The sequence below is a fragment of the Variovorax sp. 01N425 genome, assembly GCF_056399465.1.
Window position 1 is genome coordinate 92,429 of sequence record NZ_JBFTRJ010000011.1, and the last position, 15,090, is coordinate 107,518.

Genomic DNA, 15,090 nt, shown 5'->3' on the forward strand with positions numbered 1-15,090 from the left:
GCGGGCCGCAATTGATCAAATTCCCGATCGGCTTCCCGAGGGGGAGAAGAACGCGCAGCCTGCGGGTGGAGATCGCGCTCGGATTCGGCGTCGTCATTGTGCTGATGCTCGCGTTGGGCGCGTCCTTCTATCTGAGCGAACAGCGCTCCGCGGCCGCCATCGACAAGCTGCTCAGCAGCGACAACCGGATGGCGGACCTGAGCTTGCGCAGCTCGCTGGCGATGTACAAGGCCCGCGACGCCGAGAACGAACTCCTGCTGTCCGCGGACCGGCTCGGGGTGGCGCAGGCGAGCGAGCGCTCCCTGCCGGCCATGCAGAACCATTTGCTGGACATGCGGGAGTACCTTGCCAGCCTTCGAATCCTCTCGACCGATCCGAAATTCAGGGACCAGGTCGACCGGATCGAGACCCAGACCCGGCAGTACGAGGACGGCTTCCTCGCGTTCATTGCGCGGCATGGCAAGGAAGGCCTTCCGGAATCGGCCGATGCGCTGCGCCAAGGCTACCTGGCCACGGCCGTGGCCATCGAATCCTCGGTGGAGGCGCTGCACACCGAGGCGACCAAGCTCGCGCTCCAGACGCGCAGCGATGTCGAACGCGCAGCCAGGTTCTCGCGCTGGGCGGTCATCGCGCTGGTCGCCCTGGCCATCCTGCTGAGCGCGGCGGCCGCGACGGTCGTCTCGCGGCGCATCACGGGCTCCATCGCCCGGCTCGTCGCGTTTTCCGGGCGCGTCGCCGCGGGGGACTTCAGCGCCAGGACGCCGCAGGGCCACGCGGATGAATTCGGCATCCTTGCGAGCGCCATGAACCAGATGGCCGAGTCGATCGAGAATTCCAATGCGCTGCTGGAAAGCAGCGCCGACACCCTGAAGCACCAGGCCACCCACGACCCGCTGACCGGGCTGCCGAACCGCGCATTGCTGGAGGACCGCCTGCGGCAGGCCATCTCGTATGCCGATCGCTACGGCCGGCTGATGACGGTGGTGTTCATCAACCTGGACGGCTTCAAGCGGATCAACGACAGCCTGGGCCGCAAGGGCGGCGACGAATTGCTGAAGGTCATGGCCGAGCGCATGGCCCGGTGCCTGCGCAGCGTGGACACGGTGGTGCGAACGGGCGGCGATGAATTCGTGATCATCCTGTACGACCAGCCCGGCGACGGAACAGACATCGCACCAGCCCTGAGAAAGCTGCTCGAGACCATCGCGCAGCCAGCGCGCATCGGCAGCCAGGCGGTCCAGCTCACGGGCAGCATGGGCGTGGCCACCTATCCCGCGGACGGCGCCGATGCCGACGCCCTGCTCATGAACGCCGACGCCGCGATGTCCCACGCCAAGGCCTCGGGGCGCAACAACTTCGAGTTCTATGCGGCCGAGATGAGCGGCGCGATCCGCGACGAACTCGCGCTGCGCGAAGGGCTGCGCCATGCCCTCGCGCGCAGCGAGTTCCACCTCGCGTACCAGCCGCAGCTGGACATGGAATCGGGCCGGGTGACGGGCGTGGAGGCATTGATCCGCTGGCAGCATCCGGAGCGCGGCCTGGTCTCGCCGGCGCAGTTCATCCCGCTGGCGGAAGAGACCGGCCTGATCGTTCCGATCGGCGAATGGGTGCTGCGCACCGCCTGCTTCCAGAACAAGGCCTGGCAGGACGCGGGCCTGCCGCCGTTCATCGTGTCGGTCAATGTGTCGGCGCGCCAGTTCCGGGAGCGGACCCTGATCGCGCAGGTGGCCCTGGCGCTTCGGGACAGCGGGCTCGAGCCCCGCCTCCTGGAGCTGGAACTGACCGAAAGCCTGGTCATGGAGGACCTGGACAAGGCGCTGCAGTCGATGAAGGCCCTGCGCGCCATGGGCGTGCAGCTCTCGATCGACGACTTCGGCACCGGCTATTCGAGCCTGAGTGCGCTCAAGCGCTTTCCCATCGCGAGGCTCAAGATCGACCAGTCCTTCGTGCGCGACATTCCGGGCGACGAAGAGGACAAGGCGATTGCCAAGACCATCATCGCGCTGGGGCACGAGCTCAATCTCAAGGTCATTGCCGAAGGGGTCGAGACCGAGCAGCAGCTGGAATTCCTGCGCGCCCATGGGTGCGACGAAATGCAGGGCTATCTCTTCAGCCGGCCCGTGCCGCCCGCCGAACTGGCGGCACTGGTCAGGATGCGCGCTGGCGAGGCAGCGGCGAGCGGCCAGCCCGAGGCGCGTGCGCGCCGCGTGGCGGGACGCTGAGGCCCAGCATCCAGGCAGCTTTCGAAGGTAGTAGCGCCCTCAACGAAGAGTATGCACTCACCTTCTAGATGCCCGCCACGCCGCGCTGGAGCGCAAAGTCCAGCAGCACGCGGTCGGAGGGCTCCTCGGGCCAGGTGTCCTCGGCCAGCCAGCGGAAGAAGGTGGTCGCGGCCACGCGGCTCGCCGGGCCGTCGCGCCGCCAGGCGCGCGCGATGGGGGCGGCCACCTGGTCGAGCCGCTCGGCCTCGAAGCGCGTGCGCACCTCGGCCTGCATGGGCTGCGGCATCTCGGCGAACACGGCGCGCGCCTGTCCCATCCGGTCGTTCTCCCAGAGCTCGCGGATGCGCCGGAGGCGGTCGGCCTCCGACAGCACCGGCGCGGGCGGCGCCAGGGCCGGTGCCGGGCCGCTGCTGGGCGCCGGCTCCATCGCGGTCACGCCCGCGTAGCCCTTCTTCAGCGCATCCTTGAAATACGCGGCCGGCGACTTGAGCACCGGCATCGAGGCATTGCGCAGCCGCTGGTCCACATGGTCGAGCGTGGCGCGGATCTGCCCTTCGTCGGTGGTGGCGTAGAGATCCTGCGCCTCGTCCTGTTTCAGGCCCAGCGCGATCAGCCGGCCCACCAGCGCCAGGTCGAAGACGTTGCGGTTCGACGCGCTGATGTCGCCCAGGCGCTGCTGCACCTTGGGAACGACCCGGAACTGGATCTCCTCGATCTTGCGCCCGCGCTTGTGCTCGATCAGCTCGAGCCCGAAGTCCTCGCACAGCGCGTCGATCTCGGCCAGCGCCTTGCTGATGACGTCGCGCTTGAGGAAGCGGTAGTCGACCTCCTTGATGTCGCTGCGACCCGTGAGCACCGCGGCCCACCAGACCACGTCCTCGCGCATCGACAGCCGCCCCGGCGAGGTCAGATAGCGCGCGCCGATCTCATACAGCACCGCGGCGGAATAGCTGCGCATCTGGCTGCTCATCTCGAGCAGCACACGCGTGTACTGGTGCGGCTTGACCAGCCGCTCCTTGATCTCGTCCGGATAGCGCCAGGTCACCATGCAGGGGCGCCCCCTGCCCTGCTCCTCGATCGTGACCGTGCCCAGGAGCTGCGAGGACACCCAGCGCTTCAGGGAGCTGCTGCTGGTCGACCACTCGATGGTCGTGGCCTGCATGTCGCGCAGGTGCGACTTGAGCAGCTCGGTGTTGTTGGAGTTGAAGCGGGCGTCGCCGATCAGTTCGCTCAAGGTCAGCCGGTAGACCGGCTCGTCCACGCCCTGGCGCTGCGAATGGTAGAGCAGCGCGTTGTAGATGCGCCGCGACAGCAGGGTGAGCCGGCCGCGCTTGGGGCGGATGGCGATGGCTTCGTTGGCCTTGGCAACGCTCTGCTCCTCCGCCGTGGGCGGCTGCCGCGGCGGAGACCGGGATTGTGAATTGTCTTCTTCGACCATGGTCCGCTACGGCAATCAGATGGTTTCACATCATGCCTTTGCATTGTGATTCAGTCAATTCACATTACGCCGGCCATGGTGCCTTGGTATGTTTGCAGATAAACACTTGGGGAATTGAAGAATTGGGATTCCACTTTCCTCCGTCGTGACAGTCACTTAGCTCCTCTCATGTGAGATCGGTTGGGATTGAATGTGAGATCGGATGGGATTTGGCGTGAGCCTTGTTGGGAGACAAGCGCCACTTTTGTGAGTCCGGATGGGTTCCAATGTGAGTGGATATGGGTTCCGGCCGTGGGCTGCGCCCCTGTTTGGGGTCCGCGGCGGCAGCCAGGCGCGCAAAAGGCCCGCGTCAGGCGCCCTGCCCCCGGTTTTCGGGTCCTGCGGCGCTTGGCATGCGAGGGGCTGGGGTCTTGGTCCCCAATCTTCCTCACAATACTTCGCGGCGCTGTAGCTGAGTTCTCCGCGAAACTTGTTCATTCGACAGATTCTCATAGAATTGCCGTATTCTGTCGAATAAGGCCAAACAAAATGTCCGTTCCTGTTCCTCTGGTCGGTGGAAACCTGGTTTCCAACGACGTCCAGGTGCCTCCCCGCCAAACCATCAACATGCAGAAGATCGCCGCGCTGGCGACCCGGGCCGGGTCGATGGTGGAGCAGATCCGGGGCATGCTGCTGGCGCCGGAAGCCCGCAAGATCCCGCCCACCTACTCCACCGCCCAATTGGCCGCGCTGTGCGGCGTCGACAAGGCGCATGTGGCCTACCGCATCACCAAGGAAGACCTGCCGGCCGGGCGGTTGACCCCTTCGGGCGGCAAGCGCACCTTCGAGCTGGACGAACTGCGCCGCTGGACCCGAACCTACCGTGCGGAAAAGATGCGGCCGGCCGGGCGCAAGGCCATCACCATCGCCGTGGGCAATTTCAAGGGCGGCGTGGCCAAGACCACCACGGCCATGGTGCTGGCGCAGGGGCTCAGCCTGCGCGGGCACCGCGTGCTCGCGATCGACACCGATCCACAGGGTTCGCTCACCACGCTGCATGGCCTGCTGCCCGAAGCCGAGGTCACCGAGGACATGACCATCGGTCCGCTGTGCGACGGCTCCGAGAACGACATCCGCTACGCCATCCGCTCGACCTACTGGGACGGCATCGACCTGGTCGCGGCCGCGCCCTTCCTGTTCTCGGCCGAGTTCGCCCTCCCCGCGCGCCAGATGCAGCAGCCCGGCGCCAAGTTCTGGGACGTGCTGAACGAAGGCCTGGAGTCGGTTCGCGACCTGTACGACGTGATCGTGATCGACACGCCCCCTTCCCTTTCGTATGTCACGATCAATGCGCTGTGGGCGGCCAACGGCATCGTCGTTCCGGTGCCGCCCTCGGGCCTGGACTTTGCCTCGTCGGCGCAGTTCTGGTCGCTGCTCGCGGACCTGGGCGGCAACCTGGACGGCCAGAGCAAGGACCGCGAGGGCAAGGCCTTCGACTTCCTGCACGTGCTGCTGAGCCGCGTGGACGCGGCCGATCCGGCAATGCCCGCGGTGCGCCAGTGGATCCAGGCCACCTACGGCGAATACACGCTGCCGGTCGAGATCCCGAAGACCAGCGTGACCAGCAACAAGGCCGCGGAATTCGCCACGGTCTACGACGTGCAGAAATACGAAGGCGCCGCCAAGACCTACAAGCGCGCGGTAGACGCCTACGATTCCTTCGTCGAGCTCGTCGAGCAGTCGGTGATCGGCGCCTGGACGGCACAAGGGAGGGCGCAGCAATGAGAATGCCGGCCATGCTTTCCGGAGCCCCTTGGCGTGGAAACCAGGTTTCCACCGGGCGGCTCGCCCTTGATGTATCCGGCATGACGCACGCCGTGGAAACCTGGTTTCCACGGCCGCGGTTGCCACAAGCCGGATGCGGCGCGGCAATGCCACAGTACCTGCCGAAGGTCGCGGGGCGGATCGGCAGAAGGCTCCGTTTCACGGCATCGAGCGCGGCCCAAGCCGCGCCAAGGAGTGTCCATCATGGCTAGCACCCGCAAGCGGCTGGAGGCGTTGACCGCCGGCCTGATGCTTCCCGAAGCGGCAAAGGATCCGGTCGATGCGCCGGCCCCGGCGGCTGCTCCCGCAGTGCCCCCGTCGGCATCGAACGCCGTGGAAACCAGGTTTCCACCGGCCGTCGGCGGCTCGCTCGCGCCGCGCACCGGCCCTGGCCAGATGATGGCTTTCCGCGGCCAGATCCAGCAGGTCGAAGGCGAGATGGCGGCGCTGCGCGAAAAGCTCGGCCAGTACGAAGGCTCGCTGCCCACGCGCAAGATGGACCCCAAGACCATCCATCCGAGCCGCTGGGCGAACCGCCACGACGCCTCGTTCACGAGCAGCGCCTTTGCGGGCCTCAAGGCGGACATCGAGCATGCCGGCGGCAACGTCCAGCCGATCCTGGTGCGGCCGCTCAAGGACGAGCCCGGCCAGTTCGAGATCGTCTTCGGCCACCGCCGGCACCGGGCCGCGCTGGAGCTTGGCATTCCGGTACTGGCGTCCATCTGGGTCGACGAACTCGGCGACGCGGCGCTCTTCGCGGCCATGGACCGGGAGAATCGCGAGCGCGCGGACCTGTCCAACTACGAACAGGGGCTGATGTACCAGCGCGCGCTCGAAGAACAGCTGTTCCCGACGCAGCGCCAACTGGCCGAAGCGCTCGGCGTGAGCCATACCTGGGTGCGCAAGGCGCTCATGGTGGCGCAGTTGCCGACGGCCGTGGTGGAGTGCTTCCGCAGCCCGCTCGAAATCAGCTTCCGCCATGCCGAGCAGATCAATGCCGCCATGGAGAAGGACCGCCGCGGCGTGCTCAAGCGCGTGGAAAGGCTGCGGGGCCACAGCCTTGCGCCGGCCATGGTCGTCGCAAGGCTGCTCGACGCCAAGCCGGGTTTCGAACGCTCGGAAAAGCTCGACATCCTGTCCGCGGGGCAGAAGATCGGCACGCTGGTGCGCGCCAAGAGCGGGGAGATCACGATCACGATCGTGCCGGACGCAGCCACCGAGTCCAGCCAGGACGCGCTCGAGGCCGGCATCGCCGAGGCTTTGCGCAAGGCCCGCACGCTGTAGATTCGCCTGCCGGGGGGAGGGCGGCAGGGCCAATGTGAGAACCGTTGGGATTTGCTTGCGCCGCTCGTCCCAGGCATTTGGCAGGCGCAGCGGCACCCGGGCCGGCGTCCTGGCGCCGCCCCGGGGGCAGGGCAGGGAAATAAAAAAAAAGCCCGGCCTGCCTCGTGGGATCCGGGCTGGCCTGGTCTTGCGCGCCTAGGGCCGAACCACAATGGCCGGCGGCTGGATCACGATCGCAGGGGGCTGCACGACCACGCCCGGCGGCGGGCCTGCATAGACCGGCGCTTCGTACACGGGAGCGCGCGAGGCGTGGTCCTTGCACTTGCGCTTTTCCTTGTATTCGCCGTTCTTCTCCCACTTGCGCTCGACCTTGCACCGGCCGTCCCAGAACGCTTCCTTGTACTCGCGGCCGCCGTGCCGTCTTTTGCCGTGACCGCTCTCGTCCTTGTACGGGTCCGCGGCGGCGGGTGCCATGGCACCGGTGGCAAGCAAGGCGACCAGGGCCAGGGGGCGCAGAAGGGGATTCATGAAAGACCTCGAATGTGATTTGTTCCCATGGCCGCGCATCGTACTAGAGGCAACGCGGCCAGTGCCTCTATGGGTCGACGGGACAAGCCATGGGTCCTGCGGGACAGGGGGGCTTGGAGGGGCGGGTTTTCGAAGACCGGCGGCTGTTGCAGGGTTCCCACGGGTTCCTGTGGCGCTCGGCAGACGCCGAGCAACCCGGATAAAATCCAATCAAGTCAACAACTTAGACGAAGGTGCTCGTGAAGATGCTTGGTTGCAACACAAAATGTGTATTGATGATTACTTCAGTTATCATCAAGCAATTCATGACAACGACCACCGCACCCCACGGCACGCAGGCCTTCGCCAGCACCCTGTTCGATCCCGCCCTACCGGCGAGATGGACCGCCGCATGAGTGCGACAGACATGCCTGCCGTTCCCACACCCTCCCAACTGTCCCACATCGATGACGACGAGCTCGCGCGCCTGGCGTCGACCTGGCGGGCCCTTGCGGGCCGCGGCGACCGCGAGGCCTTCGGCATCGCGCATGCGCTCGAGGTCGAGCAGCGCCGGCGCACGCGGGTGAGCCAGCTGCAGCAGCTGCCGGAGGATCCCGGGCCGGCGCCGCGCCCGTGGTGGAAGTTCTGGCAGTCGACGACGGCCGGCGAGCGGAACCCGACATCGGCCTCATGAAGGCCCTGATTCCGCGCAAGCTGCACCGCGGACATTTCGCGTTCATGCGGGCGCTGGCCCAGGGGCTCGACGAACGGGCCAGCTGGGACCGCTACCTGCGGCTCGAAGGCGAACACACCGACCTGCGGACCGTGCGCCGCACCATCGCCTGGATCCGCGACGAATTCGCGGCGGCCGCGCGGCGCGAGCACAAGCCAGGCACCGCCCGGCTGATCCTGCTCGACGCCGACCGCTTTTCCGCGGCGCCGGCGCTCCCGAGCCTGGCCGAGTTCGCCGTGGCGAACGGCCTGGAGGATTTCTCCGAGTCCGAACAGGTCGAGGCCTACGAGGCCGCCTACCCCGCCGCGGGCAAGGCGGGGCAGGGCGCCCGGCCCTCGCGGCGGGCGCGCGTGGTCGAGCGCCAGCTCGAAGCGCTGCGCTGGCTCGAGAACCTGGTCGCCCAGGACCCGCGGCCGCTCGACAGCGTGTCGGCCTGGCTCAATCCCTCGGTGGCAAGCCGCCTGGAACGCGCCGGCCTGCGCACGCTCCATGCGCTGGTCGAGCACATCAACGGCATCGGCTCGCGCTGGTGGGTGCATGTGCCGGGCGTGGGCGAGCTCAAGGCGGCGCGCATCCTCGACTGGCTGCGCGCCAACGAACAGGTGCTGGGGCTGCGCATCGGCGCCCACGCGATGACCCCCCGGGCGCAGCTCGGCCCGCTGGCGCTGGCCGCGGTGGTGCCGGGCGGCACCGCACTCGTGCCTTATGAAAAGTTCGTGCTCCCCGCCGAGCTCGACGGCAGCGCAGGCAGCAACCGCGCGCCGCGCGGGCAGTGCCTGCTGATGGCCACCAACGACCACGAGGCCGTGGGCGCCTGGCTCAGCGCCAAGCGCGCGGGCGATGCCACCATCGACCTGTCGGCCACCCAGCGCGCCTACCGCAAGGAGGCCGAGCGCCTGCTGCTCTGGGCCGTGCTGGAGCGCGGGAAGGCGCTGTCGTCGCTCACCGTCGAGGATGCGATCGAATACCGCGACTTCCTGCTCGATCCGCCCGCCCACTGGTGCGGCGCGCGCCATCACCAGCGCTGGTCGCCGCTGTGGCGGCCGATGGAAGGGCCGCTCGCGCCCTCGGCGCTGCGCCAGGCCATTGCGATCCTGCGCAGCCTGCATGCGTTCCTGGTGAACCAGAACTATCTGGTGGGCAACCCCTTTGCCACGCTGGCGCCGCCCGCGAGCCTGCAGCAGCCGCTGGACTCCAGCCGCGCGCTGAGCTTCGCGCAGTGGGACCATGTCGACGCGCTGCTCCAGGCGCATGCCGACACCGAAGCCAGGCGCCGGCTGCGGCGCGGCATGCGCTGGCTCTATGCGACCGGCCTGCGGCTGGCCGAGATCACCAGCGCCAAGTGCGAGGACCTCGAGCAGATCGAATGCCGCACGGCCGACGGCGCCCCGGCCACCGGCTGGCAGCTGGTGGTGGCCGGCAAGGGCGGGCGCTGCCGCCGGGTGCCGGTGCCGCCGGCGCTGGTGGCCGAGCTGGAAGACGAACTCGCCCGCCACGGCTTCGAGCGGCAGGTCGGCGCCGTGAGCAACCGCGGCATCCATGTGCTGGCGCGCTTCGATGCCGAACTGCGCCGTCCGGCCGCCTGGTCGGCCTCGGGCCTGTACCAGGCGATCAAGGCCTTTGTCGCCCAAGCCGCGGCCGGCCTGCGCGGCGTCGAAGCCCAGCAGCTCAAAAAAGCGAGCACTCACTGGCTGCGACACTCGCATGGATCCCACGCGCTGCGCGGCAGGGAAGGGCAGGTGCCGGTGCCGATCCAGGTCGTGCAGAACAACCTCGGACATGCCTCGGTGGGGACCACGGCCATGTACCTGGCGACCGCGCAGCTGCAGGGCCATACCGAAATGCGCTAGCTGCTAGCGCGCCCGGGCGCTCGCTCGCGGGCCGCAATCTGCGCAAGATGCGAGCAATGCAAACACCGGTTCCCTGCCTTTCGCTCGCTGCCGCCACGGAGGCGCGCCATGCCCGCTAGCACCATGGACAAGGACTGGCTGCGCTTTCACCCGAACCCGTCGAAGCCGCGCTTCAGGCCGCCGCCGGGCGCGGTCGACGCGCACTGCCACGTCTTCGGCCCGGCGGCCGTGTTTCCCTATGCGCCCGAGCGCAAGTACACGCCCTGCGACGCATCGAAGGATCAGCTCTTCGCCTTGCGCGACCTGCTGGGCTTCGAGCGCAACGTGATCGTGCAGGCCACCTGCCACGGCAGCGATAACCGCGCGCTGCTCGATGCCATCGCACACTCGAACGGGCGCGCGCGCGGCGTGGCCTCGGTCGCGCCCAACGTGAGCGATGCCGAACTGCACCGGCTGCACGAGGCCGGCATCCGCGGCGTGCGCTTCAACTTCCTCAGGCGCCTGGCGGACTTCACGCCGCGCGAGGTGCTGATGGACATCGCCAAGCGCATCGCGCCGCTCGGCTGGCACGTGGTCGTGTACTTCGAGGCGCAGGACCTGCCCGAGCTCTGGGATTTCTTCACCCGCCTGCCGACGACCGTGGTGGTCGATCACATGGGCCGGCCCGACGTGAGCCAGCCGGTCGACGGGCCGCAGTTCGAGCGCTTCGTGCGGCTGATGCGCGAGCATCCGAACGTGTGGTCGAAGGTGAGCTGCCCCGAGCGCCTGTCGGTCTCCGGATCGCCGGCCTACGATGACGTCGTGCCGTTCGCGCAACGCCTGGTCGAGACCTTCCCGGACCGTGTGCTGTGGGGCACCGACTGGCCGCATCCCAACCTCAAGACGCACATGCCCGACGACGGCACGCTGGTCGACATGATTCCGCGCATCGCGCGCACCGCGCAGCTGCAGCAGCAGCTGCTCGTGGACAACCCGATGCGGCTCTACTGGGCCTGAGAGGCGGCAAGCGCTTGCTTCGCGTGAGCGGACCCCTAGACTCCAGCTCATGGACCTCAAGCAGCTGGAGTACTTCGTTCGCGTGGCCGAGCTGGGGAGCTTCACGCGCGCGTCGATCGTGATCGACGTGGCGCAGCCCGCGCTCAGCCGGCAGGTGCGCCAGCTCGAAGTGGAGCTGCGGCAGAACCTGCTGACGCGCAACGGCCGCGGCGTCACGCTCACCGATGCGGGCACGCTGCTGCTGGCGCATGCCAGGGGCATCCTGCACCAGATCGAGCGCGCCAAGGAAGACCTCGGCCGCATGCGCGGCGCGCTGGCCGGCCGCGTCACGGTGGGCCTGCCGCCGAGCATCGCCAAGCGCATTGCCGTGCCGCTGACCCGTGCCTTTCGCCAGCAGTTGCCCGATGCGCGCCTTGCCATCACCGAGGCGCTGTCGAGCGCCCTGCAGGAATCGGTGACCGCGGGCCGCATCGACCTGGCGCTGCTCTACAACCCCGCGCCCTCGGCCGACATCGACAGCGTGGTCATCCTCGAAGAAGACCTGTACCTGGTCGGACCGGCCACGCAGCCCGGCGGGGAGATCGCGCTGCGCGAGGTGGCCTCGCAGCCGCTCGTGATTCCGACCCAGCCCAACTCCATCCGCATGCTGGTCGAGGCGGAAATGGCCAACATCGGATGCCGCCCGGCCATCGCGATGGAGATCGACGGCGTGGCCGCCATTCTCGACCTGGTCATCGATGGCGTTGGCTCCGCGGTGCTGTCCGCGAACGCGGTGCTCACCGCGCCTCGGCCGGAGGCTTTCGGCATCCGGCGGATCGTGGATCCTCCGCTGCGCAGCCGGCTGGCGCTGGCCGTCAGTTCGCAGCGTCCGGCCACGCTGACCCAGCAGGCCGTTCTCGCGCTGGTGCGCGAGGTCGTGGATCAGACGATGAATGCTTCGCCGGCACCGGCGCTCACTGCTTCGGAATGCCGGCCAGGCGGATGACTTCCGACCAGCGCTGAATCTCGTCCTTCAGGAGGTCCGCCTGCTGCTGCGGCGTGCTGCCCTGCGCCTCGACGCCAAGCTGGCGCAGCCGTTCCTTGACTTCCGGCGTGGCGAGCGCCGCGTTGGCTTCCTTGCTGAGCCTCGCGATGACCGCGGGCGGCGTCTTCGCGGGCACGGCAAGCGCGTTCCATGACGAGACCTTGAAACCGGGCGCGCCGCTCTCCGCGACCGTCGGCGTGTCGGGCAGCGCGAACGAGCGCTTCGCGCCCATGACCGCGAGGGCGCGCAGCGACTTGCCGCTGATCTGCCCGAGGATCGGCGCGAGGATCTCGACGCCGGCGTCGACCTGCCCGCCGCGCAGCGCCGTGATCAGTGCGGGCGAGCCGTTGAACGGAATCACCTGCGCGTCGATGCCGGTGCTGCGCTTGAAGAGCTCGGCCGCCAGGTGCTGCGTACTGCCCACGTTGATGGTGCCGATGTTGACGGTGCCGGGATGCGCCTTCGCATGTGCCAGCAGCTCCTGCATCGTCTTGAACCGGGCATCGGCGGCCGTCACCACGGCCATGTCGAAATAGCCGAGCGTCGACACCGGCGCGAAATCGCGGACCGTGTCAAAAGGCAGCCGCTTGAACAGCCCCGCGCTCACGGCATTGCCGTTGGACATCAGCAGCATGGTGAGCCCGTCCGGCGCCGCCTTGGCCACCGCGTCGGAAGCGACCACGCCGCCGGCGCCCGGCTTGTTGTCCACGATGATGCTCTGGCCCATGGCCTCCGACATCTTCTGCGCGACGGTGCGCGCCGTGAGATCGGCCACGCCGCCGGGGCCGAAGGGCACGACCAGGCGAATGGGCTTGGTCGACGACGGTTGCTGCTGCTGCGCGTTCGCGCCTGCACAGAGCAACGAGAGTGCGGCCAGCGCGAGCGCCGAACGCCGGGTGCGAGTGCGCATATCCATTCCTTTGTCTCCGTCTTCTCTTTTGAAGTGCCGGCGGTGCGTGGGGCCGTGTGCCGGCGTGATGGACTATCGCCATTCCGGCGGCGGTCCGCTATCCGGCCCGGCCACTTTGAGATATGTCGCGGCGGCATATCCGGCGCCTTCCTCGCTAAGATGCGCGCGGAACCGCGTCGCCAATGCCACCGAGGACATTTCTTTGACCATCAACCTGCAAACGCTCAAGTGCGGTGAATGCGGCAGCGGCATGCTCCAGCGCTCGGGGCTCAACCAGTACGCCTGCGCGCATTGCGGCTCGGTGTCGATCGTCGAGGACAACGTCTCCGACCGGCTGGAGCGCGTGCTCGAGCAGGTCAAGGACGAGGCCGGACGAAGGCTGGCGGCCGAGCAGTCGGCGCGCGGCCGCAGCGCGGCCCGGTCGATGGGCATCGCCATTGCGGCGGTCGCGGTGCTGGTCGCCGGTGTCTTCGGCGTCATGGCCTATGTCGTGGACCGCAACCAGCCGGAGCGGGCCTCGATGCCGCGCACGATTCCGGGCGAAGGCCTCCGGCTCGAGGCACGCCAGGTGCTGGCGGGCAGCGGCAGTCTGGCGCAGCCCTGGCTGCTGGTGACGGCGCGCAACGAGAGCGGTAGCGCGATCGAGCGGCCGAAGGTCAATGCGATCTTCTACGACCGCGACAGCCGCATCGGCGAACAGAGCGAATCGGTGCCGATCGGTACGCTGATGCCCGGCGAGACAGCGCCGGTGCTGATCAAGCTGCCGAGCGACCAGGCCGTCACGCGCTACGAGCTGCAGGCCGATGCGCTGTCGACGCCCTTCTGGACGACCGAGGGTCCGCCGCTGCAGTTCACGCGCGTGCGCCTGGTGCAACAGACGGACGAGGTGTGGCTGTTCGGCCGCCTTGCCAATGCGCGCAAGGATGCCCTGGCGCTGAGCATCGTCGAAGTGCTGGTCACGCTGTACGACGAGGCCGGAACGGTCATCGGCGTCGGGCGGGGCTTCTCGCAGGCCACCGAACTCCGGCCCGGCGAACGCACCGCCGCGGAAGTGCGCATCGAGCGCCTGGGCAATCGAAAGGTGCCGATCGCGGCATGGGACTACCGCATCGACTACAGCCTGACCGAAGGCGCGCAGCAGGCCAAGAAGCGCGTGCTCGCGAGCAGCAGCCGCGTGATCCGCACGGCCGGCGCGCCCGAGATGCTGCGTGCGTCGCAGCGCCTGAGCAGCGCGGACCTGCTGGCCGACAGCGGCGCCGAGCAGATCGACAAGGCGCGCTGAGGTCGCCGCGGGCCGGGCTACTTTCTCCTGCGGCCCGATGACGCCGGCGGCGCCGAGGTCTGCGAAGGCGCCGCGCCGCCATCCACGCCGAGCCGGCCGCCGCCGCCCAGGCCCTGGCCGCGCACGGTCTGCGCCTTGTAGCTGCGCAGCGAACGCACCATCTGGTTGAAGGCGTCCATGAAGGCCGCGGCAATCACCTTGCCTTGCGGCGTGCGGGTGTAGCCGCCGATGTTGCCGCCGCCGCGCAGGCCGGTCAGCTCGCCGAGGCCCGCGAAGTCGGTCTTGGAGGCGCTGCCCTCCGATGCCGCGACCTGCACGCCCGAGCGGTTGTCGATGAGCGTCAGCAGCGCCGCGGCTTCCTTGGTCTGGAGGCTGGCACCCAGGCTCGCGATGGCGCGGCCGCGGCCACCGCCGACCAGCCCGCCGATGGTGCCGCCGAGTCCGCCCGCGTCGTTGTTGCTGAACACGATCTCGGGCGACAGGCCGTAGTCGGACGCCACCATCTGGCCGCGGCCGAAGTTGCTGCCGCCGCGCATTTCACCCGACTGCATGAGCGCGCGCTCGCGCGTCATCGCGTTCATGCCGGCCGCGCCGCGCTCGACCACCACGAAGCAATTGGACTGCTGCACCAGAAGGCGCAGCAGGTTGGCCGTGGGCGGCAGGCGGTACTCGCCGGTGAGGATGGTGTACCAGCCGGCATTGACGTTCTCGATCAGCGAGACGGTGCCGAGCGGCGAATCGCAGCGCTCGAGCGCGCTGCTCTCACCGGACGTGGCCGAGCCCGCGGCGCTGCCCGTGGCAACGGTCTTGGCCGACTGGCTGCCCATCTGCATGTCGAGCGCGGGCATGTTCTGGCAGCCGGCAAGCGCCAGCAGCGTTGCCGCTGCTGCCATGGCCATGGCCGGTCTCGAGAGCGCGCGCTGCTGGCGTGGCTTGCCTGTGGACTTCTTCATGCGATCCTCCCCCCAATTGGTTGCGAAAGGGCCGGAATGCGGCCCTGCGCAAATTTAGTGGGAAGGCACGATTGCCCACAGTGTCTAA

The 15,090-nt window shown here is 68.4% G+C and carries 12 protein-coding genes; 8 read left to right on the top strand and 4 right to left on the bottom strand.

Annotation, left to right across the window (positions count from 1 at the left end):
* Positions 1-11 precede the first annotated feature (11 nt).
* Positions 12-2,222 (top strand): putative bifunctional diguanylate cyclase/phosphodiesterase, encoded by a 2,211-nt coding sequence (locus AC1DSC_RS20625; RefSeq protein WP_478131918.1) that lies wholly within the window; start codon positions 12-14, stop codon positions 2,220-2,222.
* Between the two features lie 64 nt (positions 2,223-2,286).
* Here AC1DSC_RS20625 and AC1DSC_RS20630 read toward each other — a convergent pair whose 3' ends face one another.
* Positions 2,287-3,660: a replication initiation protein gene (locus AC1DSC_RS20630; RefSeq protein WP_436288400.1), complete on the bottom strand. Its 1,374-nt coding sequence runs from the start codon at positions 3,658-3,660 to the stop codon at positions 2,287-2,289.
* Between the two features lie 606 nt (positions 3,661-4,266).
* On the opposite strand from AC1DSC_RS20630, the gene AC1DSC_RS20635 reads away from it, so the two are divergent.
* A complete protein-coding gene (locus AC1DSC_RS20635; protein WP_307596744.1) occupies positions 4,267-5,424 on the top strand; it encodes an AAA family ATPase in 1,158 nt (385 codons plus the stop codon).
* 243 nt (positions 5,425-5,667) lie between these two features.
* Positions 5,668-6,747 carry a ParB/RepB/Spo0J family partition protein gene (locus tag AC1DSC_RS20640; protein WP_436288399.1) on the top strand — a complete coding sequence of 360 codons (1,080 nt, stop codon included), beginning with the start codon at positions 5,668-5,670 and terminating at the stop codon, positions 6,745-6,747.
* Positions 6,748-6,942: 195 nt separating this feature from the next.
* Here AC1DSC_RS20640 and AC1DSC_RS20645 read toward each other — a convergent pair whose 3' ends face one another.
* A complete protein-coding gene (locus AC1DSC_RS20645; protein ID WP_062365200.1) occupies positions 6,943-7,275 on the bottom strand; it encodes a hypothetical protein in 333 nt (110 codons plus the stop codon).
* Positions 7,276-7,681: 406 nt separating this feature from the next.
* On the opposite strand from AC1DSC_RS20645, the gene AC1DSC_RS20650 reads away from it, so the two are divergent.
* The 4 genes from AC1DSC_RS20650 (at position 7,682) to AC1DSC_RS20665 (ending at position 11,818) form a co-directional block, all read left to right on the top strand.
* Positions 7,682-7,948: a hypothetical protein gene (locus tag AC1DSC_RS20650; RefSeq protein ID WP_018905734.1), complete on the top strand. Its 267-nt coding sequence runs from the start codon at positions 7,682-7,684 to the stop codon at positions 7,946-7,948.
* A complete protein-coding gene (locus AC1DSC_RS20655; protein WP_062365201.1) occupies positions 7,945-9,837 on the top strand; it encodes a phage integrase family protein in 1,893 nt (630 codons plus the stop codon). Before AC1DSC_RS20650 ends, AC1DSC_RS20655 begins: the two co-directional genes overlap by 4 nt.
* Before the next feature lie 108 nt (positions 9,838-9,945).
* A complete protein-coding gene (locus AC1DSC_RS20660) occupies positions 9,946-10,833 on the top strand; it encodes an amidohydrolase family protein (protein ID WP_062365202.1) in 888 nt (295 codons plus the stop codon).
* A 49-nt stretch (positions 10,834-10,882) separates the two neighbouring features.
* Positions 10,883-11,818, top strand: a complete 936-nt coding sequence (locus AC1DSC_RS20665; protein WP_015866138.1) for a LysR substrate-binding domain-containing protein — start codon at positions 10,883-10,885, stop codon at positions 11,816-11,818.
* Here AC1DSC_RS20665 and AC1DSC_RS20670 read toward each other — a convergent pair.
* Positions 11,787-12,767, bottom strand: a complete 981-nt coding sequence (locus tag AC1DSC_RS20670; RefSeq protein ID WP_436288398.1) for a tripartite tricarboxylate transporter substrate binding protein — start codon at positions 12,765-12,767, stop codon at positions 11,787-11,789. The two genes, AC1DSC_RS20665 and AC1DSC_RS20670, sit on opposite strands and share 32 nt — an antisense overlap.
* Before the next feature lie 202 nt (positions 12,768-12,969).
* Here AC1DSC_RS20670 and AC1DSC_RS20675 point away from each other — a divergent pair, with 202 nt between their 5' ends.
* The gene (locus AC1DSC_RS20675; protein ID WP_436288397.1) at positions 12,970-14,049 is read left to right on the top strand and encodes a hypothetical protein; all 1,080 of its coding nucleotides are present in this window, start codon (positions 12,970-12,972) and stop codon (positions 14,047-14,049) included.
* Positions 14,050-14,066: 17 nt separating this feature from the next.
* Here the strand turns inward: AC1DSC_RS20675 and AC1DSC_RS20680 are convergent, their stop codons facing one another.
* Complete coding sequence (locus AC1DSC_RS20680) at positions 14,067-15,002, bottom strand: peptidoglycan-binding protein (RefSeq protein ID WP_015866141.1); 936 nt, start codon at positions 15,000-15,002, stop codon at positions 14,067-14,069.
* Positions 15,003-15,090 lie beyond the last annotated feature (88 nt).

Excerpts from the sequence above, each read along its gene's own strand:
- AC1DSC_RS20630 (WP_436288400.1), bottom strand. The coding sequence starts at position 3,660 with ATGGTCGAAGAAGACAATTCACAATCCCGGTCTCCGCCGCGGCAGCCG.
- AC1DSC_RS20635 (WP_307596744.1), top strand. The coding sequence starts at position 4,267 with ATGCAGAAGATCGCCGCGCTGGCGACCCGGGCCGGGTCGATGGTGGAG.
- AC1DSC_RS20640 (WP_436288399.1), top strand. The coding sequence starts at position 5,668 with ATGGCTAGCACCCGCAAGCGGCTGGAGGCGTTGACCGCCGGCCTGATG.
- AC1DSC_RS20645 (WP_062365200.1), bottom strand. The coding sequence starts at position 7,275 with ATGAATCCCCTTCTGCGCCCCCTGGCCCTGGTCGCCTTGCTTGCCACC.
- AC1DSC_RS20650 (WP_018905734.1), top strand. The coding sequence starts at position 7,682 with ATGCCTGCCGTTCCCACACCCTCCCAACTGTCCCACATCGATGACGAC.
- AC1DSC_RS20655 (WP_062365201.1), top strand. The coding sequence starts at position 7,945 with ATGAAGGCCCTGATTCCGCGCAAGCTGCACCGCGGACATTTCGCGTTC.
- AC1DSC_RS20660 (WP_062365202.1), top strand. The coding sequence starts at position 9,946 with ATGCCCGCTAGCACCATGGACAAGGACTGGCTGCGCTTTCACCCGAAC.
- AC1DSC_RS20665 (WP_015866138.1), top strand. The coding sequence starts at position 10,883 with ATGGACCTCAAGCAGCTGGAGTACTTCGTTCGCGTGGCCGAGCTGGGG.
- AC1DSC_RS20670 (WP_436288398.1), bottom strand. The coding sequence starts at position 12,767 with ATGCGCACTCGCACCCGGCGTTCGGCGCTCGCGCTGGCCGCACTCTCG.
- AC1DSC_RS20680 (WP_015866141.1), bottom strand. The coding sequence starts at position 15,002 with ATGAAGAAGTCCACAGGCAAGCCACGCCAGCAGCGCGCGCTCTCGAGA.